Source organism: Sphingobacterium sp. UBA3549, assembly GCF_002376635.1.
GTDB lineage: Bacteria > Bacteroidota > Bacteroidia > Sphingobacteriales > Sphingobacteriaceae > Sphingobacterium.
This window is the reverse complement of record NZ_DFOE01000011.1, coordinates 44,509-68,972: the sequence shown is the minus strand read 5'-3', so window position 1 is coordinate 68,972 and position 24,464 is coordinate 44,509. Positions and strand designations below refer to the sequence as shown.

Here is a 24,464-nt window from a genome sequence, read left to right as displayed (position 1 = left end):
TATAGGGTACTTTTGAATCAATACTAATGGTTATATAAACAAAAATCCCTGCTTCGATCTTGAAGCAGGGATTTTGTTTATAGATATTCTTGCGTATAAACTAACGTGTTAATCTAATCAAATTTCCATCTTACAAATGCTTCAATGGCTTCGTAATTTGCTAGACCTAATTGATCATATAAAGCTGCTGTTTCGCTCGTGCGATCTTCTGCACGTACCCAGAATTCACGTGGATCATCACCAGGGAATACAGGTAAGTCTTTTTGAGACTGATGCTTAAAGATAGCCAAACGCTTACGATAAACTTCTTGTGGAGATAAAGGAACGGCCATTTGGATTTCATGAATAGGATATTCATGCCATGCTCCTCGGTATAACCATAACCAACAATCTTTGGTCCACTCATCTGTTTTGCTCAACCTATTTAATGCTTCAAACAAAATGTCAAAACATACTTTATGTGTACCATGTGGATCAGCAAAATCACCTGCAGCGAACACCTGATGTGGTTTTACATGACGCAATAACTCCATTGTTTGCTGAATATCGTCTTCGAAAGATACATTTTTCGAAAACTTCTGTCTATCATAGAAAGGCAGATCCTGGAAGTGGATATTTTCATCCGGCAAACCTACCAAACGAGCTCCCGCGATAGCCTCTCCTTTACGAATCAATGCTTTGATTTTACGGACCAATTCGGTGTCAATCTGATTCGGTTTTTTTGTTGCAAAAATTGCTCGCTCCTCATCATAAATCCGACCAATCTGGGCAGCCTCTGAGTCGGCTCCGATCTGTTTAGCGAGATCTTCGGCAAACTCCAGATAACGTACCACATCATCGTCCCAAACCGCTGTGTTACCACACGTCTGATAAGCAACATGTACATTGTGTCCTTGGTCTGCCAGACGAATAAATGTTCCTCCCATAGAGATCACATCATCATCAGGGTGCGGAGAAAATACAATCACATTTTTCTTGGCTGGATTGGCACGCTCAGGACGTTGTGAGTCGTCGACATTGGGTTTACCTCCAGGCCATCCAGTGATCGTATGCTGAAGTTCATTAAATATACGGATATTGATATTGTATGCAGGGCCAGTTTCTGTAACCAACTTCGCCATACCATGTGCATTATAATCCTCGTCGGTAAGTTTCAAGATTGGTTTTTTGATTTCTAACGCTAACCAAACAACGGCTTTTTTGATGAGCGAAGGTGTCCAAGTAACGTCTTCTGCCAACCAAGGAAGATCAAAACGTGTCAGCAACGAAGCAGCGGCTTCATCCAATACAAATTCAACATGGTCGGACAATTGAAGATAAGTTGCAGGAATCTCTGCGGAGATTTCACCTTCAACGGCTTTTTTAATGATCTCAGCTTTTGTTTCGGTCCAAGCCATTAAAATGATTTCTCTTGCCTTGAAGATTGTACCCACTCCCATGGTAATTGCTTTTGTCGGTACATTTTCTTTTCCACCAAAAGCACGGGAAGCATCACGACGAGTCAAATCATCCAAGGTGACCACACGTGTGCCTGAATTAGGCGCAGAGCCTGGTTCATTGAACCCGATGTGGCCTGTACGGCCGATACCTAATAATTGAATATCTAACCCTCCTGCCGCTGTAATCTTCTGCTCGTAAGCCGCACAGAATGCATTTACTTGATCAGGAGCTAAGGTACCATCTGGAATATTTACATTTGCCGGATCGATATCTACGTGGTCGAACAAGTTTTTGTTCATAAACGTAACATAGCTCTGATCCGCATCAGGTTGCATAGGATAGTATTCGTCAAGATTGAAGGTAATCACGTTCTTAAAGCTTAAACCTTCTTCTTTATGCAAGCGAATCAGTTCTTGATAGACCTTTACCGGTGTGGCGCCAGTAGCAAGGCCTAGAACAGCCTTCTCACCTTTCTCTTGCTTTGCACGAATAATTTCAGCTATACGATTTGCAACGTTTTTCGAAGCTGAATTTTGATCTGGATAGACGCTCACGGGGACTCTTTCGAAGCGTGTCTCTTCCAATAAATTTAATCTAGCCATTTTTTTATGGGTATATTGATAAACGTGAATTACAAATTTATAAAATTAGTGACTCAAGTTGAAGTAAAATTTTAATAAAGTACTTCTTTCTTAGCAATATTTTAAATAAAACCTTTTAGCTACATTTTTAGCGCCTAAATACCTTTAAATTTGATTCAAAATCGCTATCGCTTTTGATAATGTTTCATCCCTCTTCGCAAAGCAAACGCGTAAAACCTGCTGATTTGTAACCTCTTTATAGAATGCGGACAGTGGAATTGTTGCTATCTTATGTTGTGTTGTTAAGGAGCAGGCAAATTCAAATTCCTTTTCATTGCTAATGCCGCTATAATTTATATTCAAGAAATAAGTCCCTTCACAAGGAAGAATCGTAAAACGTGAACCTTTTAATCCTTCTTTCAGTAGATTTCTTTTACGCTCAAAAAAGTCCGATAGACTTTTTACATAACTTATATCGGCTAGATACTCTGCTATAGCATATTGCATAGGGGTATTGACACTAAATACGTTGAACTGATGTACTTTTCTGAATTCGTGGGTTAATTTCGGCGGGGCAATACAGTAACCAATTTTCCAGCCTGTAGTATGCAACAACTTACCGAAGGAGGCGACAACAAAACTTCGTTCACGCAGAGTAGGTATTTCCAGTACCGACTGCGGCGCTGCCCCGTCAAACACAATATGCTCGTATACCTCATCGCTCAGCAACAGGATGTTAGTCCCCTCCAATAGCGCTCCCAACTTAATCAGTTCTTCCTTGCCCAATACTTTCCCCGTTGGATTATTCGGATTGTTGATAATAATCAGTCGCGTTTTACTGTTCATTAATGTTGCTACGTAATCCCAGTCAATCTGAAAATCGGGCGCCAATAATCGGACGGGCACAACCTTACCGCCAAACAGTTCGATGGTTGGCGCATAACAATCGTATGCAGGTTCAAATATAATAACCTCATCCTGCGGTCTAATTACGGTAGCAATAGCTGTAAAAATGGCTTGCGTCCCCCCTGAGGTAATGGTTAATTCTTCCGTTGCATCGACCTCAACGTTATAAATCTGATCATATTTTTTGACGATCGCATCCCGTAGAGACTGTGCTCCGATCATTGGTGCATATTGGTTGTATCCCTTTAGCATCGCCTCAGTAACCAATTTTACCAACCTCGGATCGGCTTCAAAATCGGGAAAACCCTGGGAAAGATTTAAGGCCTGATGCGCATTGGCCAACATGGTCATCTTAGTAAAAATCGTCGTACCAACATGCGGAAGTTTAGAGGCTAGGTTGAAGTTCATTTTTTGACATTTTATTAATCTACTAAATTAGTGGATTTTCTTATATTTGTAAATATATATAAGAATAGTAATATGATAAAATACATCACACTACTTTTTTTGATTCTGCCATTTTTCGGATCAGCGCAAAAAAAGGAACTTACCAAAGAAGAGTATATTGCTCGTGTTAAGGCTGCTCCCGATTCTATCTCGACGTTGGTTGACTTGCGTAGAGTCGGAGGTTATGATCCTGTTTACACAGAGCTTCAGGCACTTTATAATTCCTTGAGTAATACTGTAAAAAACTCAAGTGAAGGGAAAGAGTTTCAAGATTATTTAAATACGTTAGAAACCGTTCAAATTGGAAAAATAGCACCAGCATTTACCCAAAATGACACCAGCGGAAACCCCGTCAAACTTTCGGATTTTAAAGGGAGATATGTGCTTCTTGATTTTTGGGCCTCCTGGTGTCCGGACTGTCGCGTAGAAAGTCCAGATCTTGTAAAAACATACCAACAATTCAAAGGTGAAAACTTTGAAATATTGGGAATATCCTTTGATAAGGACCGCAACTCCTGGATTAAAGCCATTCATGCCGATAAACTACACTGGAGACATGTTTCGGATCTAAAACGTTGGCAGAATGATGTCGGAACGCTATATGGTGTAAAATCTATTCCCCAGAACGTGCTGATTGATCCCAATGGAAAAATTGTGGCGAAAAATTTACACGGTGATGCTTTACGTGCAAAATTGAAAGAAGTATTGAAAAAGTAACCTATAGATGACCAATTCCAATAAAAAGACCATGCCTTTAAAAGCGCATGGTCTTTTTAGGTTTAATGACTACGGTGTTTCTCAACGCAAACTACAGCAAAACGTTTTCTGCACAAACTGATGCGTAAAATACATCCCGTAATCCTTACTAGACGCTTATTTACCAACCAAACAAGGCGCTTCTACTAACCAAACAAGGCACTGAATATATCCTCTAACTTGGCGACAGGCCGAATTGCAATAGTATATTTTTTCGCATCCAGGCCTTTGGTATTGAATTTAGAAATAAATATACCATCAAAACCCAACTTTTCAGCCTCTTGTATTCTTTGTTCAATCCGATTTACAGCTCTTATCTCGCCCGATAATCCAACTTCACCTGCGAAAGTCAGATTGGAGCGAATCGGTATATCTTGCTGTGAAGAAATAATCGCTACCACTACGGCCAGATCGATTGCAGGATCTTCCACGCGCAACCCACCGGCGATATTCAGGAATACATCTTGTGCACTCAGCCTAAAGCCAAAGCGTTTCTCCAAAACGGCCAAAAGCATATTTAACCGTTTCGTATCGTACCCCGTAGAAGAACGCTGTGCTGTACCAAATGCTGAGTTGCTCACCAGCGCTTGCACCTCGATCATCATTGGCCGCATCCCTTCCAGCATTGCCGCAATGGAAACTCCACTGACTGGCTCGTCACGTTGCGAAATCATAATCTCAGAAGGGTTGGACACTTCCCGCAGTCCTGACCCCTGCATTTCGTAAATGCCCAGTTCTGAAGCCGATCCAAAGCGATTTTTTACGGCCCGCAAAATGCGGTAGACATGGTGACGATCGCCTTCAAATTGGAGTACGGTATCCACCATATGCTCTAATACCTTGGGCCCAGCAATCGATCCATCCTTGGTAATATGCCCCACAATAAAGACGGGAGTACTCGTCTCCTTGGCAAACCGCAACAATTCAGCGGTACATTCGCGAACCTGAGAAACCGAACCCGGAGCGGATTCAATCTGTGCGGAATGTAAAGTCTGTATCGAGTCAATAACAATGACATTGGGCTGTACCGTCTCGATCTGCTTGAAAATATTTTGCGTGGATGTTTCCGTCAGGATATAGCAATTAGCTTTGGATGACTGTGACAGTCGTTCAGCCCGCATCTTGATCTGCTGCTCACTTTCCTCCCCGGAAATATAAAGTGTCTTGACTTGTGGAATGGATAAAGCTAACTGCAACATTAACGTTGACTTTCCAATCCCAGGTTCTCCACCGATAAGCACCAGTGACCCCGGAACAATCCCGCCACCAAGAACCCGATTAAACTCCTGATCAGGCGTGGATATACGAGACTCATCTTGGTAAACAATTTCGTGAATAATAGCCGCTTTATTCGCCCTTTTCGTATTGCCTCCAGTTGTAGAACTACGCCATTCGGGGACTTTTGAACTCCCTTTTTCGACCACTTCTTCAACAAAGCTATTCCATTGCTTACAGGAAGGACATTGTCCCATCCATTTGGGAGATTCATAGCCACAATTTTGACAGAAGTATGCTGATTTTGATTTTGCCATGCTACGAATTTACAAATTTATAGCTGTTAAAAGCGTAATGACATGGCCGCACGCATTACATCTTACCCAAGCTATTACACATACCTCAATAATGCGGCATGTATACCGGAACGTTACTGAAAAGCCTTAAAAAAAAAAGAAGTGTTTATTCTTCATTTTCTTTCAAAATCCGCAAGAAATTTTGTCCCATAATTTTCGCTATATCCACATGTGAATACCCTCGCTCCAGCAGTGCTTTAGTCAATAGCGGAAACTTAGAAACATCTTCCAGACCTTGCGGTGAGGATTCTATGCCATCGAAGTCTGAGCCTACCGCAACGTGATCAATACCAACTTTTTTGACCAGATAATCGATATGATCCAATAATTTCGACAATGGAGCATCCGCCTGTCGCTGAAGTTTCTTTGGCAACTTTTCATACATAGACCAAGTACTCAGTTTTGATGTCCCATCATCACCAAATTTGCTTAGATACAAACCCTTAAGCCTCGCTTCATAGGCAGGATCCAAAAAACCCGAATAAAAATTTACACCAACCACACCCCCATTGCTTTTCAGCGCCTCCAACTGTGCGTCTTTCAGGTTTCGGAAATGTGGACATAATTCAAAGGCATTACTATGGGAAACCAAGATCGGTTTTGTCGATACCGCCAACACGTCATAAAAGGTCTGTTCGCCACCATGGGACAAATCAACCATCATGCCCAGTTCGTTCATCTTCCGGATAATTGTTCGACCTTTCTCCGTCAACCCTTTATCCTTGGAATCCATGTTGTCTGATTCCATCGCGGCACAACTTGCCCAAGACAAATTATAATTCCAGGTCAAGGTTAAATATTTGGCACCACGGGCATAAAGTCGCTCAAGATTATCCAAATTTTCTTCAATCATATTTCCACCTTCCACACCGATCAAAGCGGCTATTTTCCCTGTTTTTACTATCGAATCGATAGCTTGTGAAGACTTTGCCAAACTTATTTTATCGGTATTTGCCGCAATCATTTTTTCCAAGGCATCTATCTGGTCATTTGCGTGCTTGAATGCACCGGTTTTCCATTTAGCATCATCGGACCATACCGCAAATACCTGCACATCGACACCACCTTCCCGCAGCCGCGGCAAATCAGTAGCACCTGTTTTTAACCGTTGGCCAATATCTTTCCCCTGAAAAATGGATGCATAAATCACATCATTGTGTCCATCGACGACGACCATATTCTGGTGGATTTTTTTATAGTTTTGGCTATATCCAATAGAAGTACCTGCTGTCATTGCTAGCCCTAGTAATATGAGGCTCTTAATCATCGTTGACTTTCATTGATCGATTCATAAATAGCATCCTGAATTCTGCTTCTGATATTCAGATCCAAAAGCTTGGTCGTCACTTGAGGGTGTACCCGATTGGACAAAAAGATATAGATCAATTGATTTTGTGGATCAATCCAGATACATGTTCCAGTATAGCCTGTGTGACCAAAGACGGAACTATTTGCTAACTTCGATGGATATTCATTTTTAGGATTGGGATCCCAACGGTCAAAACCCAACCCCCGGCGACTGCTTGTTGATTGCCTGGATGTAAATAAGTCAACTGTTTCCGTTTTAAAGTAGCGCTCTCCACCATACTCACCTCTATTTAATAACAGCTGGCCATAGATTGCCAAATCGTTTGCGGTAGCAAATAGTCCGGCATGCCCGGCGATACCTCCTGCCATTGCCGCACCTTGATCGTGTACATAGCCTTCTAACAATGTTTTCCGAAATGAGGTATCTTGTTCGGTAGGAACAATTTCATCTTTTGCAAAACGTATTCTGGGAAGATAACCAGCGCGCTTCATCCCTAATGGCCTATAGAAGTTTTCCTGGACGTAATCTTGCAGCGGCTCAGCCGTTTGATGTTCTGCAACTTCTTTCATCACATACATGCTGATATCACTATATACATAGTTTCCTGTGGGCTTTACCGGAGATTTTAGCATCTCTGGCCACATGAAATCACGGTAATAATCGTTAAGGATATAGCTATTATCCGCCATTTCTACTTGATGGTTAGCATCTGGAACTGAAACAACGTCTCCAGCTTTCAGATATTTATAAAAGGGAATAAAGGGTGTAAAACCGGCCTCGTGCAGCATGACGGAACGAAGCTTGATATCCTTCTTATTGGTATACTTTGCCTGCCATAGGTAATGCCCCATGGTACTATCCAAATTAATCACATTCCGCTCAGTAAGGCGCATAATGACAGGCGTTGTGCCGGCAATCTTACTGACAGATGCCAGATCAAAAATATCATTTGTTTTTGTTGGAATATCTTTGGAATAGGTATGGAATCCATAAGATTTCTCCAGCAGAACTTGTCCATCTTTAACAATCATGACAACTGCTCCAGGTGTCGCTTGCTTATCAATGGCTTCTTGGGCAATAGCATCAATTTTCTTGGTCAATTTCGACAGATTCAGATGAGCGCTTGACGCAGAGCCGTACTGCAGTCTTGTCTGTGTAGTTTTAACATCACCAGCAGTGATGGGAACTCCACCAAAAACTGACATTGCGACGTGACGTTGTCCAGTTTCTGAAAAAGGGGCTAATAATTCGATCAAGTCAGACGATATGAGTTCAGTTAGTGTCTTTTTGCTTTTTTCATTTTCGAAAAAATGACAAAGGATGACTTTCTTATTGTTTAATACGGCCTGTTTCAACTGGGCGAGACAATCTGCATCCAAGTCATCTTCCTTTCCAGCGACAATAATTGTATTATAGTATTTTATATCTTCATCGAATTTACTAAAATCAAAAACTCTAGTGTCTGCATAACGGGCCAACTGCTCTGTAAACACATTATATTTTACTGCATTGGGAACAACAACAGCGATGCGAAGCCGATCTAGATTTTTCAAAGGCAGCAACTGATCGCGGTTATTAAACAGTATTGTTTCATTTTTAACATTAGATTTATATTGAGCAAACAGGGGGTTAATACAGAACAAACCTGCAAATAACACCCCAAAAAGTCCTTTTTTCATTCTGCTTTTATCGTTTTTTAGGTTATATCAAATAAAAATACGAATTAAATACACAAGGAATACAGGACGGTTAAAAAAAATCAATTTTGTTACGTTAAAACTGTCTTCGAATTAAAATGTCTTTTTCCTTTAACTTTAGAGGTACAAGCAATCTTTAAGCGAATTTCAACTAGCCTTTGATTAGCCGGGTCCCGATTGCATCCTGAGGGTTTTTTCTGTAAGTTTGACTAATGCCAGAATTGATTCAAGATAAAACCATATTTTCCTTACTGGAAGTTAGCCGCAGTATCCAAAAGACACTTGCAGAGCGGTACAAGAGTTTGTACTGGATTAAAGCGGAAATGAACAAGCTCAATCATTATACCCATTCTGGCCATTGTTATCCCGAGCTAGTCGAAAAACAGGACGGTAAAATTGTCGCTGAAATGCGGTCTATCTTATGGAAAACCGATTACAACCGTATCAACAACAGTTTTCTTAAGATTGCTCAAGAACCGTTACGAGAAGGAATTACGATGTTATTTCAGGCAAGTATCTCCTATGATCCGATGTACGGATTGAGCCTGCGCATTGTTGACATCGATCCGACATTTACCTTAGGCGAACTTGAAAAGGAGAAGTTGGACAGTATTCGAAAGCTGAAGGCAGAAGGAATCTATGAGTCTAATAAGTTGTTGGCCTTTCCAGCCGTTCCCAAACGACTAGCGATCATTTCGGTAGAAACAAGTAAGGGGCTTTCTGATTTTTACAAGATTATTAATCAAAACCTTTGGGGTTACCGCATCGAATGCACACTCTTCCCCGCATTATTACAGGGTGACAAGTCAGTGCCTTCCATTATCAACCAACTTGCCGTTATTGCCGAAAAAATCAGCTTGTACGATGTCGTTGCCATTATCCGGGGCGGGGGTGGTGAAGTCGGTCTTTCTAGTTATAACAATTATTTACTGGCGCGGGCTATCGCGATGTTTCCCATTCCAGTATTAACCGGTATTGGACATTCAACAAATTATACGGTCAGCGAAATGGTCGCTTATAAGAATGCGATCACCCCCAGTGAGCTCGCCGACTTTTTGATCCAAAAGTTTCACAATTTCGCTATTCCGGTCGATAAGGCAGCGGAGCGAATACAGCAACTTATTGCTACTCGGTTTAAAGAAGAGCGCAACATGCTATCTCAAACCGCAACGCATATTCAATGGGTCGGAAAAAGAGAAATACAAAGCGCCAGAACGGCCATTCAGCAATTTCAGCATGAACTTAGCGCCTTGATAAAATTGCGCTTTTACGAGCATAAGACAGCGCTGGCGCATACCGAGCGAATTATTCAGCTGGCTGATCCAATTCGATTATTAAAACAGGGATTTTCAATTACAAAAGTTAATGGAAAACTGCTGCAGTCGATTACACAAGTATCACCCGGCGATGTCATACAAACCATACTCGAAGATGGAGAATTGCTAAGCACAGTGACGGATAAATTTCCAAAACAGGAATTGGACGAAGACAATGCATAATTTAGCGATTGGCAAAAAAATTTAAAGAAAGCATAGCACAATGGAACAGAATTATACCTATACAGATGCCTTTAACGAGTTACAAACTATTGTAAGGGAAATTGAGAATGGTTCAACAAACATTGATGAACTCGCCGAAAAGATTAAAAGAGCATCAGACCTTATTCAGGTCTGTAAAGCCAAATTAACGGCGACAGAGGAAGAGGTGAATAGTTTATTACAGAAAATATCACCAGCAGAAGAGACCAATGAAGAAGAATAGAGAGATCTATCAAATGACCTCTCTATTAAAGAAGAAATTTCATCAAAATTATATAAGATTATAGAAGACCTTCAACCATTTGATGTACACTTTTCTGCGAAGCAAAGAATAGACTACAAGGGCTTTAATTTATCGGGAGCAACCGCATGAATGAGTGCACGCGCTAAAATTCTATTCGGGTCTATGACGATCATACCATTGTAATCTCGTTCCGGAATAGCCAAAGGTAACTCCGCACATCCCAAGATAATGACTTGTGCGCCCTTTTTCTTCAAGTCATCCATGGCCGATAATAAATCCTCCCTCGCCTTATTCGCAATCGGTACAGGCTGCGCTTTTATTCCATATTCAGCATCATAGATTGCATTATTTACCTTTTCCTGTTCCGTTCCTTCTGGTGTGACGACATCAAAGCCCTTTTCAATAAAAGCCTCCCGATATAAACTATATAGCTGCTCGCCTGCAGTAGAAATAACACCCACCATGTTATCAGGGTAGTTCTCGTTCACAAATCGCACGGTCTCATGAACAATATGCAATAGTTGTAACGTGCTTCCGGTGCGTGCAATTTCCTCTTTAACGACAGAAAAAATAGGCTCTGCATGTACGATATTTGACGGAATTGCTGCGATGGTCGCGCCCGCCATTTCCAATTTTTGTAGCACCGAAGCGATGGCCTTTCCAGGATTTTCATTGGATGTATCCAATAAATAGGCTTTCCGATCCGGGATTAAATGAGGACATGAGAACAATAATAGCGGCAAGTGTTCCTGATCGGATCTTGCCGCTGTTTCATCAATAATTTTCTTTGTAATATCTAGGCCGCTATAAGGGCCAAGTCCACCGACTATACCAATCATAATGCTATTATTATATCGATGATATAACCAATAGCATCAAAAATGGTTTGGAGAAATTACCATTCTATCGATTGATCTTCATCAGGAATTTGTGTATTTAACTGCCGCTCTAAGATTAATGATCCTGAAACTTTAAATTTAATTGCTGTGGTAGAAACTAAGGTATAATCGGTAAATTCATAATCGACATTATTTAAAGTAATATAACGATGTAATAAATAAGGACGGACAGCATCCATTTGTTCCGAAATCGTATAACTTGCGTCTTTTTTAACAGCAAACTTCATATTTGGATTTTCGGCTCGAAAAGTAACCCCTCCAGTTTCACTAAAGGTTGCAAAGATTTTATAATTCTTCCTGTCTTTACGATCTTCATCAATATTTCCCGCATAAAAGAAAATCGTATTTTCATCAACCACGTAACTTCTTATTTGACTTTTCACAATCGGTGTTTCACTTTCATGCCCATCCATCACAACTTTTAAGGCTGTCCCGCTGTACGTTCCTGAATAATTATTAAATGGATTGACACGTAGTAATGCTTTTTTGTAATGTTTTCTGGGATTGATTTTGTATTGCGCAGCAGGATCTTCCAAAATCGTCAGCGGAAGCACCCATTTTTCGGCCATATCAATTCCTTTCAACGAAAAATCAATAGCCATCAATGCTGTATTCTCTCCTGTTTTTATGTTCACCGTTTCGGGAATAGAAAAATAGCTATTATCCAGCTGTTTGTAATAAAAATCTTGCCTGTTCTGAAAACGTTCATAATTCAATATGCCCAATGTATCAGCGTCTACACCAACGCGTACGGAAAGATTCATATCATTTGTTGTCGATCCACTCACTTCCAGCGGCTGTAAAAATGTAGTTTTTTGTCCGTCTTTATAACGGACATAAATATTGGCGACTCCCTCACTTTCCAGAGGGGCCTTAAATGAGACATAATGTTCAAATTGCTCCTCTTTCCATTCGTCGTTGCAGGCGTTGCAGACGAATAACACCATCAGGAAAAAAAGCTGTATCGATGACTTTTTCATAAATTTTATAATTGATTAATCATTATAAGTCCAACCAGGATTTTGTGTTAAATTCTTGTTGCGTTTAAGTTCTGTATGGCTGATTGGCCAAAACCACATTTTGTCTGCGAAGGTCGTTTTCAGTGTCCAAATCGCAACGGGTTGGTAAAAGAGATCACGTTCTTTTTCATTCATTAAGACATTACAGCCATAAACCGGCAGGGCTTCTTCCACTGGAGCATCCATCCAGCGACGTAAATCATAATAACGTTGCCCCTCGCCCATCAGCTCTATAAAACGTTCACGCTTGATGGTACGACGCAATTCGTTTTTACTGCCATATACACTTTCCGGATAATCCGGAACTCCCGCCCGGATCCGTACAGGCTGAATACCTTTTTTAATTTCAGCGATGTCACGACTTAAAGTGTAACTTCCCCCCCGCCAGGATGAAATTGTAAAAGAACCACTTAATTCATTTAATGCTTCGGCATACATCAATAATATGTCTGCGTAACGGATTGCAGGCTCTGCCTTGGGTACCACACGTGACCCTACACCACCTTCGTAAGTATCACTCGGGTGAACAAACTTTTTAACACCAAAACCCGTACGCAACCAATATCCATTGGCAGAGTTAAAGCCATTGCCTTTGGGATCTGCACTGTAATAAAACACTTGCTTATTACGATTTTCCTCTTTTGTCTCATTCAGCAGCGTCCAAAAACTTCCGCTGTAAGCTACTGAGGCGTAAAACCTGGGTTCACGATTCGCATATTGCAGAGAAGCACCTGCGCGCAGTGGTCGGTATTTTTTTGCATTATAATCGTCCTGGGTAACATATCCCGTACTTCTGTTTGAGCCGTTACCTCGACCTATTTCCTTATCTTTACCCGGTACATCTGTACCATCATTCATATAATACGCATCGACTAGTTTCTGTGTCAGTCCGTGGGTATTCCATCCTGTCGCCGAGCGTGGCAATTGATGAATAACCATTTGGTCAATCCCTTCATTAGGCTGGTTGCTACCACGGGTAAATATCAGTTCCGGATTGCCTGAGGCAGATAACGTACCGTCGAAGACCTGTGCATACGATTTCATGGGGTCAATATTTGCCCATCCTTCAGGCCAGCTTTTAGCTGAAAAATTGTGATCTTCGGGAGGTTTGACGGTGGCATCGTCACCAGTCTCCTGAAAAGGCACTGTATACAGCTTGTACACGCCGAGCTCGATTACGTCTCGTGCGGCAGCTGCAGCTTTCGCCCATTTCTCTTCCTTGAATTCTGCTGAAAGCAAGCGTTTACCCTGTTTATCGACCAATAATGCTGCATAACCGGAGTTATTACCATTGGCCAATGGACTTGCGGCGTAGAGTAAGACTTTGGCACGGGCAGCCAACGCCGCCCCCACAGTTGGTCGAGCAGAGCCATCTTGTCCGCGCTTCATCCCTAAAGACTCCATTTCTCTAGCTGCCTGTAGCAGTTCATCACTGATATAGGTTGCGCACTCCTCATAGGTGCTCCGCGGAATCGCCAGATCATCATAGCTATCCGTATAATCCAGTCCTTCATCCGGCAACAGCGGAATGGGCCCATATTTACGGAGCAACAGCCAATAAAGGTATGCCCGAGCAAATCGTGCTTGCCCACGGTAATCCGAAATTTCAGTTGCCGACATCTCACTGTTCATGTATATGTTCTGAATGAAGGTCGACGCATTACGAATGCCCCGGTAGGATTGCGTCCATGTACCCTGTTTATCACTTTCAGTATATTGGCCCATTTTGAACATATTGTAAGAGAGTTCATTTTTTGAGGGATCATAATCTCTATCTCGATCACCGTAATACATGTCATCGGCAAAACAATGCGGCGTCAAACCTTTACTGGCAACATCAGCATTCTCTCCTTTAAACTCCTCAAATACATGCGCTAACCATTCTTCCGAATATACCTTACTTTTAAAGGTCTTCTCTATATTAAGTCGATCCTTAAAATATTGATCGGATTTCAAATAATCCTTTTTGCAGGATGAGACAAAACTTGCTCCCAGCACAAGCAGCATTGCTACGCATATTTTATTTCTTTGCATCTTTCTTAATTTTATAGGTTGACATTGATACCAAATGTAAACGACTTAGGTAATGGATAATCTTCACCCCTTGGCGTCGCTAGCTCCGGATCCCAAAGCTTGAACTTTGACCAGGTCAGCAGATTTGAACCAACTAAAAACAAACGGATGCTATTGATCTTTATCCGGTTGGTCATCTGTTTTGGCAGGGTATATCCAATATCCAAGGTTTTCAAACGGAGATATTGACCATTCTTCAACCAAAAGGTTGACTCCCTAAAGTTATTTGGATTGGGGCCATAACTCAACCTCGGATAAGAAGCATTTGGGTTTTCTGTCGACGGATCACCGGATATATCAGCCGAAATCCAACGGTTATCGCCCATTACCCCCTTCAACACTTGTCCCCATTCACCTTCACTAAACGCATAAACTGTTTTTCCATAGGTAAAGAACGTCGATTTACCAGATCCCTGAAAGTGCACACTAATATCCAGGTTCTTCCAGCTTGCTGACGCCCCGACACCATAGACTAGATTCGGACGTCTTGTTGCTCCGATAGCGACACGATCACCGTCGTCGATGATGCCATCACCATTAACATCCTTATATTTAATATCGCCTGGTTGGTAGTTGCCAAATGTTTGCTTAGGACTATTGCGTATGTCATCATAATCTTGGAATAGGCCTAAAGCAATGAGTCCTTTTGCCTGATCAACCCGATAGCCTTTTTGGTTTTGATAGCCATACACGTTATATTCCTCATCGATCTCCGTGATTTCATTCTTACTATAGGTAATATTACTTCTGGCAGTTAAATTGACTTCGCCCACTTTCTGGTTATATAGTAGGCGTCCATCAAAACCTCTTGATTTTACCGCTCCCACATTCGCGCTTGGTATAGATTCTAATCCTACCAGTGCAGGCAAATAATTTCGAGCCATATATATGCCCGTGCGTTCCTCATTGAAGAAATCTAAATTAGCAACTATCTTATCTTTAAAAAGCGCCAGATCAAATCCCAGGTTCTTTTTAGTCGCCATCTCCCAGGTCACATTGGAGGAAGATACCTGACTATATTTCATTCCGCCATAGTATCGGTCGAAACCATAGTCTGCCCACTGATACCCCCCTTCGGGAATCCATACCTGGTCTTCAAAACGTCCGATTTCACTAATTGTCGATAGATAAGGGAAGCGTGCGCCACCGGATAACTGATCGTTACCTACTCTTCCCCAGGAGTACCGGATCTTGAACATATTCATCCACGAAATATTATCTTTCACAAATGGCTCTTCGCCGATATTCCAGGCTGCAGAAACCGCAGGAAAAAAACCATATTGTCGACCCGGGGCAAAATTTTCCGAACCATTATAGCCAAAATTAAAATCAGCGATGTAACGTGACTTCCAATTATAGGTTACCCGGCCAGCTAAGGCCTGATTTCTTCTTGCAATTCCATTTTTGATATCATCGCCAAGATTGACTGTGCGAATAAGTGCATCACGGGTAAAACGGGCCACGGCACCAACAGTATGATTCCCGATACTACGATCATAGTTAAACATCATATCATAAAATTCGCGTCGCTCGCCACTGGCACTGCTGGCCTGATATAACTCTCGCGGATTTGAAATATGTGTAAAGATCAAATTACCATTCTCATCACGGGCGCGTTCTGCGCGCCATTGTTCAGGCCATTTACGTCGCGATATGGTATTATCGTTATTGGTATCATATCCAATAATTCCCCTAAAACGTAACCCCCTAGTTATAAAGTCAAAATTTTGTTCAATGGAGATATTGGTCTGTATATTGTTTTGCCAATTTTCATTGTATCCTGTCTGCGTAGCAACTACCCACGGATTGGTCTGATTTCCTGTTCCAATGGCAGGAACATAACCATTTGAATAGATTACCGGCGTGCGAATGGGAGAATATCCGAATAACACTCCCCAAAAATCATCGTCACCTAAACCTGGACTATTTCTTTTATTGAGAGAGCCTGCAATACCTATTTTTAACACGGTACTTTTAGTTACGTTAATATCTGTATTCAACCGATAATTATACCTTTTGTAATTTGCGTTGGTATTGTAATCATTCCGTAGCGTTTCGTCGGTCTTATACATACCACCTTCATCGATATAACTTCCCGACAGAAAATAACGTGCTGTGGCTCCACCGCCTGTCATATTCAGATTGGCCCGGTAAGTCATCGCTCCGTCTTTGAGCAATAAATCTTTCCAATTTACATTGGGATAGAGATCCGGATCCAATCCCAAACGTAGTATTTCCAATTCTTCAGGTTGATAAATCGGGGCAAAATTTCGTGTAATACGTGCCTCGTTCAATAGATTTGCATAGGTAACGCCGTCTTCAAATTCAGGTGTAATGGTACGGCTATTATAGATATTCTCATCTTTAAAATTAATACTGATCTTACCATCTTTACCGCGCTTTGTTGTAATTAAAATGACACCATTTGCCCCTCTGGAACCGTAGATTGCGGTCACAGCGGCATCTTTCAGGATATTAATGGTTTCAATATCTTCGATATTAATGTCATTGATATTCCGCTCGATATTATCGACCAAAACAAGAGCAGAAGCACCTCCACCAAAGGTCGAAATACCGCGGATCCAAAACTCGGTAATATTTTTTCCTGGCTGACCAGACTGCATCATACCTAAAACTCCAGGCGCATTTCCAATTAAAGCGTTACTAATACTCGATGTTGGATTTCCTTTCATCGTGTTGACGTCAACACTACTGGTCGCTGCAGTCGATGTCAGTGTTCTTTGTGTACCCGTACCGGTTACGACAACTTCATCGAGCACACTGGTCTCCGATTCATTCAGTGTCACATCGATAACGCGATTATCTTTCACCAGTATTTCCTGCTTTTTGTAACCAACAGATGAATAGACCAGCGTCTTGTATCGCTCTACTTTTATCCGATAACTCCCTTTATTATCTGTTGTTGTTCCTAACCCCGGCGCATCCTTCACAAAGATGCTGACACCAATAATTGGTGCCTTTTGGGCGTCGACAACGACACCCGTTACTTCCAAAACATCCTGTGCCAGCGCACCGAAAGTGGCACAGAGGAGTAACATACATGTAAATACTATTTTATTCATCATCTTATCACAGGTTAATCTTGGTTATTTTCATCCATCTCCTCTAACGCGATTTTACGGATGCGTCGATTCTCGCGGTCGCCAATATAAAAAGCTCCCTCTTGCTCATTGTAAGCGATACCTGATGGACGGTCAAATCTCGCTTCTTCTCTCAAATCACCATTGACATAACCATAAGGGTTGCTATTGAGGCTTGAGCTTCCCCGACCAGCAAATGTGGTTACAGCTCCCTCTGGTGTAAGCACACGAATCGCATGATTCATCTGGTCCGTAAAATAAAAGTCATACTGATCAGGTTTTCCCGCTTCTACGTAGGTTTGGTTTTTCACGAATACACCTTGGTATGGTTCATTTACACGAGCGGAAGAACCTACACCATCTTTGTACCCCGATTCCCTAACTTTTCCGCAAACCAGATAAGGTTGATTAAAACGTTTCTTTTCCCAATTGTAATCGGCACGCATAATATAGCCCTGGTTGATCACCAAGATATAAGCATAGTTACCACTTGGATGAATCAACGCGCGGTATTCCCATTGTGGATCCTGAATAACATATAGAAACTCTGCCTTCGTTGTCTTATCTGTGAAATATTGATTGAGGTCAAAACGGTAAAATTCCCCTTTTGCGTAGCTATTAAAGTACATTTCACCATTCACGGGATGAATGGATGCACCGTTGCATTGTTTACTTCTTGTCAGGACTTCTTTATCGAGGAAATTCCTTGCTCGCGAAAACAACAAGGTAGATTCATCATTTTCGCCACCACGATCCTGCGAAACAATCATATAATTGCCGTCTACAGAAAAGTCGACACTACGAGGGCGATCAAAATCCGACCGTTTTTTAGTAATTGTGCTATCCTCGAAATTGATCAGATACAGGCCATTATTATTATCGAAGGTCATCCAAAGATGCTTTGGGTTTAGGGGATCAAACTTCATAAAAGAAGAAAGCCAAAAACCACTTGCCATCTTGTTCTGATCAGCATCTTTAAACTTCCCGTCTTTCCAAGGCTCATCGCCACGTGAATTTCTATAACCTGCCAGGGTCGACACCACCAATTTACGCTGATAGTCAAAGGGCACTTGCGCCTTACCGATAACAGGCTTTTCTTCAGCGCCAACGCGCACTTCTATATCCCCTTTAAACGCCTGTTTTGGTACCAGACAATAAAGGGATTCACCCAAAGCGTTGATTACCACGGCTTTTTTGCCCCCGATAAATACCTGCACATTTTTTGGATCGTTTCCAAAATTTTTCCCGTAAATCACCAGTCGTTGCCCCATACCACCTGATTTAGGCGCAAAGTCCGAGACAACAACAGGTTGTGAAGGATCAAAGGGCATACCCTCTGAAATGCTGCCAACATTATCATTCTTACAGCTTCCAAAGCCCAAAATAAGCACTGTAATGGCCCAAATCAACCGATTTAGGAATCCATTATTAGCCGCTATCTGTTTAGTTCTCATAAGGTTGTTAATTGATTAGAGTTTATTTTTATAAACATGAGTATATCACCTTCCATGAATCCTAGACTCACCGATTTGACACATATTCATTCGTTTTTTAGCAATACATACCAGCTATTCTAGGGTAATTTTAGGACGAACGGATTGATGCCCGCCCCATCATTGGGCGAACGCTTAATTTTGACGTATACATAATTGGTTATTTTTTAAAAAGCTAAATGGTATTAGCTATCCTAAGCTAAAAAAAGACTTTACGACAATAGTTTCAAAGTCTTTTGGTTTTTTAAATTTATAGTTCTAATAATTTTCTATTTGATTCCCGCTATTCATATTGACCTCCAACAATACCTTTCCCAAGGTCTGCATTAGCTTCTTCACAAAGAAGATGGATGATTAATTTATAACTCGATTTTCTAACTGCTTCTCTAAGGTTTTTTTCTTTCTATAATTGATTAATCAAATTTAGATATTGTAACGATTCTGATAGGATAGAATTATCTCAATAATATGCGGATTTGTATCATGACTACATTAAGCGGGGCTAGTTAAAAAATGATTTTTTTTGATTTATTATTGTATTAGTTTTATATTAAGCTTTCGGAGATATTTATTCAGCACTTTCAAAATCAACAGTGTTATATCTGCCAAAAACTGGATTATTTAAGCTTTAAGAATTCGGCCTCTCAAGATCACGATGAAAAATTTAGGTAAACTAATTGTTTTGTTTATTGCATTAATATTTGCGACCATAAATGCTTACGGTCAAATAGATACTGTTTTAAGAGACAAAATCATTCAAATGGCCAAGAAAGATCAAGATTGGATGATGAACCCACCGAAAAATGTTCATGATAACAGTCAATTCTTTCAAAGAATGGAAGAGATATATCAAGAAAACTACGACGACGCAAAAGTGATTTTTTCAAAGTTTGGTTTTCCTGGATATAATAGGGTTGGGAAAGACGGATCAGATAAGTTTTGGCTGGTCGTGCAGCACTTAAATAAATGGCCGGATTTTCAAAAATTGGTACTAAAAAAGATGGAAGCTGAAGTAAAGAGAAAAAATGCTTCTCCAGATAAGTATGCATATTTATTGGACCGAATAAATCTTAACAAGGGGGAATTGCAAATATATGGCACACAGATTTGGTATGACGTCAGATATCACCGGACTTTTCCCTATCCGATTGTAGATATCAAAACAGTTAATAAGCGAAGAAAAGCTGTGGGTTTAGAAGCTCTCGAAATTTATTTGAATACCACAACAGAATCACATTTTGCACTAAGGGATTCTATAAATCTAAAATCCGGGGTCAAAAAACCTTGGCTTTATAAAGTTCCTTCGAACATGTTTGGTAAATATTAAAATTGAATCAATGCATTGAAAAATACAATTCTCTTTTAAACAATGTTATTTTCGTTTCCAAAAATTATGGTTTGTGACCTTTAAATGTTCTAATTACGCTCATTATACAAATTTATAGCACTTTAGCTAAATAAACGGAATATATACCCACGATATCTCCTACATTTTATATTGTTTACAATATTTTAATACGCCTGTAGCATTTTCAAATAATTATCCGTTACAATAAATAAACCTAAAATAAGGTTAAGACCAAGAGGGGATCATTTATTTGTCTGATCAATATCAGATAATGTAACTACTATAAACTTTATTATGGAAAATAATTTACAAAAACAGGATCTATTCAATGAACATAGCTATGACCTTCATGCCAATTGGTACAACAACCTCTATCCTGAAAAAGAACAAAAGGTAAAAGTAATCAATTCACTAAATAACTATAAAGGAAGTATAAATCACTGGCTGCAGGAACTTTTTTTCAAATGCCTCACTCCTTTCACGAAGGACAAAAATGCGAAATGGCTTACTCTTGGTGATGCTTATGGACATGACGCGCGCTACCTCCTGGACCAAAATATCCACCATGTCACCGCCAGTGATCTAGATGACAGTTTCCTGAAAATCTCCCATGAACAAGAATTTATTAAGGATTTCTCAGCCCAAAACGCTGAATCATTAACATTGGAAGACGATAGCGTAGATTATATACTCTGCAAGGAAAGCTACCACCACTTTCCCCGCCCCTACGCAGCACTCTACGAAATGATCCGAGTAGCCAGCAAAGCCATCATAATTATAGAACCGCAGGACCCGATATCCAAAATGCCAACCTTATTGTATTTAGCCAATCTGCTGGCAAGCATCAACGACAAAAAGATCAATAAGATATGGAAAAATAGGTTTTCTTATGAAAGGGTGGGAAACTTTGTCTACAAAGTTTCAGAACGGGAATTTGAAAAATTCGCTGCCGGACTCAATCTTCCCATGATTGCTATAAAAAAACTTAATCCAAATTTTTGGTTTCCCGGAAGCGAACATATCAAAGCGGATAGAAAAGAGAAGGCTTTCAGGCGTATTCTTTTCCGAAAGAAAATACGTGATTTTTTTTCCCGTTGGGGTATAATGCCTAGTCAGACACTTTCCATTGCCGTTTTTAAGAATATGCCGAATGAATCTCTGAAGAAATCACTTATTGACGAAGGATATAGATTGATCGAGATCCCTAAAAACCCATATATTAAAACCTGCCGTATTAATACCCTAGAAAGATAGCTATGAAAAATTATTCTATATTACTTTTATTAATAGTGATTTTTGTTTCCACCAATTCATGTAAAAAGGAGAAGGCCATATGCGGGCAATCGGTTATTCAGGAAGCAAATTTAGTTTGCTTCCGCTAAGTTTTTCTTATACGAATGGGGCCTTTGATATGATTGATATCAATGGCCTTTCCCTTTTGGGTGATCAAAACTTTCCCCTGCTTCTGCAATGAAATTGCTACATCAACAACTTCTTGCATATGTGCACGCCAATCCTTTGGAAAAAGTTCCCTGGCAATTTCAGAAGGACAGAATGTCTTTTCGCGACCACGGGCTTCGGCAGCTGATAAGATGCTTTCAATTATTGCCTCTTGCTTCATAGTGTAGTAACAGAGAAAAGCTTCTTGAAGTTTTTAATTGAACACTTTAGGTATCGTTTTTAAGTATGTCGTAGCGTCAATAGACAAATTACTATGTCTTCTTTTTCTTGCAACGCTCTGAACAATATTTGACATCTGCCCAATTTTTCTCCCATTTTTTACGCCAGGTAAATGACCTTCCACAGGTCGCGCAAATCTTCTGCGGTAGATCTTGCTTTTTAACCCCTTTCATCTTTCCATTGTTTTTTCATCGAACCGTATTGCACATTGGCTTCTGCCTGCTTCCATCGTTTATAGAACACTTCTGCTGCTGCAGCCTTCTCCCTAGCACCCGTTCCACGTTCCAATAGCGCATAATCATCTTCCTTATCGTACTTTTTCCCTCCTTTATAGTTTGCGTAGCGACGTGCACGCGTGTATCCCATCTGCAGATATTTGCGTGCCATGTCTGCTCCAACAAAGTCATCCGCTTTTAGATAATCCTCGAATAAATTGAAAATCTTCTCACTGCTCTCCTCGGCAATGGCCTCAGTTTTGAAGCGCCAATGCTGACCAATTTCCGATTTATATGGCTCACAGATCAACACCCCCTGTTCTCCTTTACCAACTCGGTATTCGTCTGGTTTCGAGCGATAATCAATATTGGGCTTCCAGGGGTAGTCGTTTTTATCAAAGTTCAGGTAGCTCGGCTTTGGGATGCTCATATGTATATTTTTAGATTTTTACCTTTCTTTTAATAGGGCTGTGTGTTTTGTGCATGTTTATGTTCACTATATTATGCTCATTTCATAAAGCTACCCCTATTTAGTTATGTAAAAAACTGAATTTCGGCCCAAATAGTTTGGCTAGAGCTACCTTATTTTGATTCTGCTCATTTTTTTGCAAACAAAATCAGCTCCTATAACCAGAACATTGCTATACGGGAATCTCTACAGAACAAGGGGGGCCAAACCTGTCTCAAACGCTTCTCAAAGAAATCCAGAGGCGGTTTCAACGGCTATCCGAAGGGGTAGCGATATCACATTCGGGAAACTGTTTCATCACTAACTCCCTATTAACTTCTACCTTTTATCGAATTGGTCTCGGCTTTAAATCGGCTTTTCCTTGAATTTTACCCGAGGCAGATCCGAAGCCCGCCCGAAGAAAGTTCGAGCAATGCTGGGAAAAGAGCAGGAATTGGTCTGGTATTGGTTGGCTGTAGGTTTTAATCGCAGATATGGCATGGCTTCCATTTTCAATCGATAAATAAATAATAAATTTCAAAATTATACCTACCAAAAGCGTCCCAATTAAAAAATCTTCTATCCCCACTACCGCAGCCCAAAAGCTAAGTCTCCATAGATTTTGAACTCATATTTAAGTTTCTTATTTTAGCCATTCAAAAACCGTTATTATGCCATGAAGAGAAACCGATTGATCCTTGTGTTCGTTTTTGCCCTATTGTTTGTTTCCTGCAAAAAAGATAATTCTGGACAGGATATGACTAACCTCCTGAAAGGAAAATGGAACTTAAAAAGTTATGAAACTACCCTTTCCACCGGTGATAAAAATGGAAACAGTAATGTTCAGACAGACAACCTGCCTTACCAATATCTGATTTTTGATGGTCGTGACAGTGCTTCATTACGGTTGATGGAGCCGTATTTTATCGGTTCAAGTAGCACCGGAGATGGCGGAAAATGGGATCTAACAGGCGCAGATGTAAGCATTAAAGACGGTAGCATCCAGACCAGAGAACCTATTTATTACCGCGAATATTATTATCAGGTCGCAGGAAACCGTCTCTTGCTTAAGGAAAACAAGACATTTAATCCATCCGCATGGGTAGAGAAATGGGGAAACCCTGCGACAGGAATTGTCGATTCCCTCGCAGATTATTACCCAAAGCTTAGGAAAGATATAGATTGGTGGGATATATCCGTCGATGAAAATTCATTAAAATTGCAGCAGGAAATCAGCTATAGCGGCAAGGATAGCTTTCGTTCCAAAGTAATAATGGTCTTTTCAAGAGATTAGAGAAGGGCCACTATTTCTACCCGTATGCTCTGCAAGAAGAAGTTGAAAAACCAAAAAGCCTGCAAATATTTAATTTGCAGGCTTTTGTATGTGTTGACTTTTAGATCTGTAGCCCGTAGGGGAATCCACCCCTACTTGAATCAATCTATTTATCAGTAGTTTACAAACCTATATCTTCCCTACTCATCGAATAACTCACTGGTTTGACATACGTTTAGCTGCAAGTGCTTATCAACTCCAATATACGAAAAATCATTAAAATTTAGTAGTATTTAAGAACAAGTATTGAGATGTTCAAAAAATATGCTACGCCTTACCCACAATTATTTATAAGGCAATTAATTAGTCACATTTAAGGTCTGATAGGCCATCATTTGATAAACAATATTTAGTAAGATTCAATTA

19 protein-coding genes are annotated in these 24,464 nt (G+C 40.5%); 6 read left to right on the top strand and 13 right to left on the bottom strand.

Annotated features, from left to right (window positions below; translation table 11 throughout):
- Positions 1–113: 113 nt before the first annotated feature.
- Both nagB and B2W36_RS06725 read right to left on the bottom strand, forming a co-directional pair.
- On the bottom strand, positions 114–2,042 hold the full coding sequence (gene nagB, locus B2W36_RS06730) for a glucosamine-6-phosphate deaminase (protein WP_293886998.1): 1,929 nt from the start codon (positions 2,040–2,042) through the stop codon (positions 114–116).
- Positions 2,043–2,186: 144 nt separating this feature from the next.
- Positions 2,187–3,335: a methionine aminotransferase gene (locus tag B2W36_RS06725; RefSeq protein ID WP_293886996.1), complete on the bottom strand. Its 1,149-nt coding sequence runs from the start codon at positions 3,333–3,335 to the stop codon at positions 2,187–2,189.
- A gap of 72 nt (positions 3,336–3,407) precedes the next feature.
- On the opposite strand from B2W36_RS06725, the gene B2W36_RS06720 reads away from it, so the two are divergent.
- Positions 3,408–4,091, top strand: a complete 684-nt coding sequence (locus B2W36_RS06720) for a peroxiredoxin family protein (RefSeq protein ID WP_293880079.1) — start codon at positions 3,408–3,410, stop codon at positions 4,089–4,091.
- A gap of 185 nt (positions 4,092–4,276) precedes the next feature.
- On the opposite strand, the gene radA is transcribed toward B2W36_RS06720, so the two are convergent.
- From radA to B2W36_RS06705, 3 genes are all read right to left on the bottom strand, one after another.
- Positions 4,277–5,662, bottom strand: a complete 1,386-nt coding sequence (radA, locus tag B2W36_RS06715) for a DNA repair protein RadA (protein ID WP_293880081.1) — start codon at positions 5,660–5,662, stop codon at positions 4,277–4,279.
- A gap of 145 nt (positions 5,663–5,807) precedes the next feature.
- The gene (locus B2W36_RS06710) at positions 5,808–6,968 is read right to left on the bottom strand and encodes a dipeptidase (protein WP_293886994.1); all 1,161 of its coding nucleotides are present in this window, start codon (positions 6,966–6,968) and stop codon (positions 5,808–5,810) included.
- On the bottom strand, positions 6,965–8,689 hold the full coding sequence (locus B2W36_RS06705) for a serine hydrolase domain-containing protein (RefSeq protein ID WP_293886993.1): 1,725 nt from the start codon (positions 8,687–8,689) through the stop codon (positions 6,965–6,967). Before B2W36_RS06705 ends, B2W36_RS06710 begins: the two co-directional genes overlap by 4 nt.
- 230 nt (positions 8,690–8,919) lie before the next feature.
- Here B2W36_RS06705 and xseA point away from each other — a divergent pair, with 230 nt between their 5' ends.
- Together xseA and xseB are read left to right on the top strand one after the other, a co-directional pair.
- Positions 8,920–10,206 (top strand): exodeoxyribonuclease VII large subunit, encoded by a 1,287-nt coding sequence (gene xseA, locus B2W36_RS06700; protein WP_293886991.1) that lies wholly within the window; start codon positions 8,920–8,922, stop codon positions 10,204–10,206.
- A gap of 40 nt (positions 10,207–10,246) precedes the next feature.
- The gene (xseB, locus tag B2W36_RS06695; protein WP_209577096.1) at positions 10,247–10,468 is read left to right on the top strand and encodes an exodeoxyribonuclease VII small subunit; all 222 of its coding nucleotides are present in this window, start codon (positions 10,247–10,249) and stop codon (positions 10,466–10,468) included.
- A 113-nt stretch (positions 10,469–10,581) separates the two neighbouring features.
- On the opposite strand, the gene B2W36_RS06690 is transcribed toward xseB, so the two are convergent.
- Genes B2W36_RS06690 through B2W36_RS06670 form a run of 5 tightly spaced genes read right to left on the bottom strand, consistent with a single transcriptional unit; the run spans position 10,582 to position 19,035 of the window.
- The gene (locus B2W36_RS06690) at positions 10,582–11,328 is read right to left on the bottom strand and encodes an aspartate/glutamate racemase family protein (protein ID WP_293886989.1); all 747 of its coding nucleotides are present in this window, start codon (positions 11,326–11,328) and stop codon (positions 10,582–10,584) included.
- A gap of 56 nt (positions 11,329–11,384) precedes the next feature.
- The gene (locus B2W36_RS06685) at positions 11,385–12,368 is read right to left on the bottom strand and encodes a DUF4973 domain-containing protein (protein WP_293880091.1); all 984 of its coding nucleotides are present in this window, start codon (positions 12,366–12,368) and stop codon (positions 11,385–11,387) included.
- Between the two features lie 15 nt (positions 12,369–12,383).
- Entirely contained in the window at positions 12,384–14,441 is a 2,058-nt protein-coding gene (locus B2W36_RS06680) for a RagB/SusD family nutrient uptake outer membrane protein (RefSeq protein ID WP_293886987.1), read from the bottom strand.
- An 11-nt stretch (positions 14,442–14,452) separates the two neighbouring features.
- Positions 14,453–17,566, bottom strand: a complete 3,114-nt coding sequence (locus B2W36_RS06675) for a SusC/RagA family TonB-linked outer membrane protein (RefSeq protein ID WP_293886985.1) — start codon at positions 17,564–17,566, stop codon at positions 14,453–14,455.
- Between the two features lie 11 nt (positions 17,567–17,577).
- On the bottom strand, positions 17,578–19,035 hold the full coding sequence (locus tag B2W36_RS06670; RefSeq protein ID WP_293886983.1) for an IPT/TIG domain-containing protein: 1,458 nt from the start codon (positions 19,033–19,035) through the stop codon (positions 17,578–17,580).
- A gap of 694 nt (positions 19,036–19,729) precedes the next feature.
- Between B2W36_RS06670 and B2W36_RS06665 the strand changes: the two genes are divergently transcribed.
- The gene (locus tag B2W36_RS06665; RefSeq protein ID WP_293886981.1) at positions 19,730–20,401 is read left to right on the top strand and encodes a DUF6624 domain-containing protein; all 672 of its coding nucleotides are present in this window, start codon (positions 19,730–19,732) and stop codon (positions 20,399–20,401) included.
- A 315-nt stretch (positions 20,402–20,716) separates the two neighbouring features.
- A complete protein-coding gene (locus B2W36_RS06660; protein ID WP_293886979.1) occupies positions 20,717–21,676 on the top strand; it encodes a class I SAM-dependent methyltransferase in 960 nt (319 codons plus the stop codon).
- A gap of 124 nt (positions 21,677–21,800) precedes the next feature.
- On the opposite strand, the gene B2W36_RS06655 is transcribed toward B2W36_RS06660, so the two are convergent.
- The 3 genes from B2W36_RS06655 to B2W36_RS06645 all read right to left on the bottom strand — a co-directional run bounded on the left by B2W36_RS06655 (position 21,801) and on the right by B2W36_RS06645 (position 22,747).
- Positions 21,801–22,043, bottom strand: coding sequence for a DUF3253 domain-containing protein (locus tag B2W36_RS06655; protein ID WP_293886977.1), 243 nt, complete (start codon positions 22,041–22,043; stop codon positions 21,801–21,803).
- 91 nt (positions 22,044–22,134) lie between these two features.
- Positions 22,135–22,275, bottom strand: coding sequence for a DUF2256 domain-containing protein (locus B2W36_RS06650; protein ID WP_293880103.1), 141 nt, complete (start codon positions 22,273–22,275; stop codon positions 22,135–22,137).
- Positions 22,262–22,747 carry a DUF4385 domain-containing protein gene (locus tag B2W36_RS06645; protein WP_293886975.1) on the bottom strand — a complete coding sequence of 162 codons (486 nt, stop codon included), beginning with the start codon at positions 22,745–22,747 and terminating at the stop codon, positions 22,262–22,264. Before B2W36_RS06645 ends, B2W36_RS06650 begins: the two co-directional genes overlap by 14 nt.
- A gap of 694 nt (positions 22,748–23,441) precedes the next feature.
- Between B2W36_RS06645 and B2W36_RS06640 the strand changes: the two genes are divergently transcribed.
- Complete coding sequence (locus B2W36_RS06640; RefSeq protein ID WP_293886973.1) at positions 23,442–24,059, top strand: hypothetical protein; 618 nt, start codon at positions 23,442–23,444, stop codon at positions 24,057–24,059.
- Positions 24,060–24,464 lie beyond the last annotated feature (405 nt).

Bases quoted from the DNA above. Each gene is read 5' to 3' on its own strand.
- radA (WP_293880081.1), bottom strand. From the start codon at position 5,662: ATGGCAAAATCAAAATCAGCATACTTCTGTCAAAATTGTGGCTATGAA.
- B2W36_RS06680 (WP_293886987.1), bottom strand. From the start codon at position 14,441: ATGCAAAGAAATAAAATATGCGTAGCAATGCTGCTTGTGCTGGGAGCA.
- B2W36_RS06710 (WP_293886994.1), bottom strand. From the start codon at position 6,968: ATGATTAAGAGCCTCATATTACTAGGGCTAGCAATGACAGCAGGTACT.
- B2W36_RS06665 (WP_293886981.1), top strand. From the start codon at position 19,730: ATGAAAAATTTAGGTAAACTAATTGTTTTGTTTATTGCATTAATATTT.
- B2W36_RS06720 (WP_293880079.1), top strand. From the start codon at position 3,408: ATGATAAAATACATCACACTACTTTTTTTGATTCTGCCATTTTTCGGA.
- B2W36_RS06670 (WP_293886983.1), bottom strand. From the start codon at position 19,035: ATGAGAACTAAACAGATAGCGGCTAATAATGGATTCCTAAATCGGTTG.
- B2W36_RS06705 (WP_293886993.1), bottom strand. From the start codon at position 8,689: ATGAAAAAAGGACTTTTTGGGGTGTTATTTGCAGGTTTGTTCTGTATT.
- B2W36_RS06685 (WP_293880091.1), bottom strand. From the start codon at position 12,368: ATGAAAAAGTCATCGATACAGCTTTTTTTCCTGATGGTGTTATTCGTC.
- B2W36_RS06655 (WP_293886977.1), bottom strand. From the start codon at position 22,043: ATGAAGCAAGAGGCAATAATTGAAAGCATCTTATCAGCTGCCGAAGCC.
- B2W36_RS06640 (WP_293886973.1), top strand. From the start codon at position 23,442: ATGAAGAGAAACCGATTGATCCTTGTGTTCGTTTTTGCCCTATTGTTT.
- B2W36_RS06725 (WP_293886996.1), bottom strand. From the start codon at position 3,335: ATGAACTTCAACCTAGCCTCTAAACTTCCGCATGTTGGTACGACGATT.
- xseA (WP_293886991.1), top strand. From the start codon at position 8,920: ATGCCAGAATTGATTCAAGATAAAACCATATTTTCCTTACTGGAAGTT.
- B2W36_RS06650 (WP_293880103.1), bottom strand. From the start codon at position 22,275: ATGAAAGGGGTTAAAAAGCAAGATCTACCGCAGAAGATTTGCGCGACC.
- B2W36_RS06660 (WP_293886979.1), top strand. From the start codon at position 20,717: ATGGAAAATAATTTACAAAAACAGGATCTATTCAATGAACATAGCTAT.
- B2W36_RS06690 (WP_293886989.1), bottom strand. From the start codon at position 11,328: ATGATTGGTATAGTCGGTGGACTTGGCCCTTATAGCGGCCTAGATATT.
- B2W36_RS06645 (WP_293886975.1), bottom strand. From the start codon at position 22,747: ATGAGCATCCCAAAGCCGAGCTACCTGAACTTTGATAAAAACGACTAC.
- nagB (WP_293886998.1), bottom strand. From the start codon at position 2,042: ATGGCTAGATTAAATTTATTGGAAGAGACACGCTTCGAAAGAGTCCCC.
- xseB (WP_209577096.1), top strand. From the start codon at position 10,247: ATGGAACAGAATTATACCTATACAGATGCCTTTAACGAGTTACAAACT.
- B2W36_RS06675 (WP_293886985.1), bottom strand. From the start codon at position 17,566: ATGATGAATAAAATAGTATTTACATGTATGTTACTCCTCTGTGCCACT.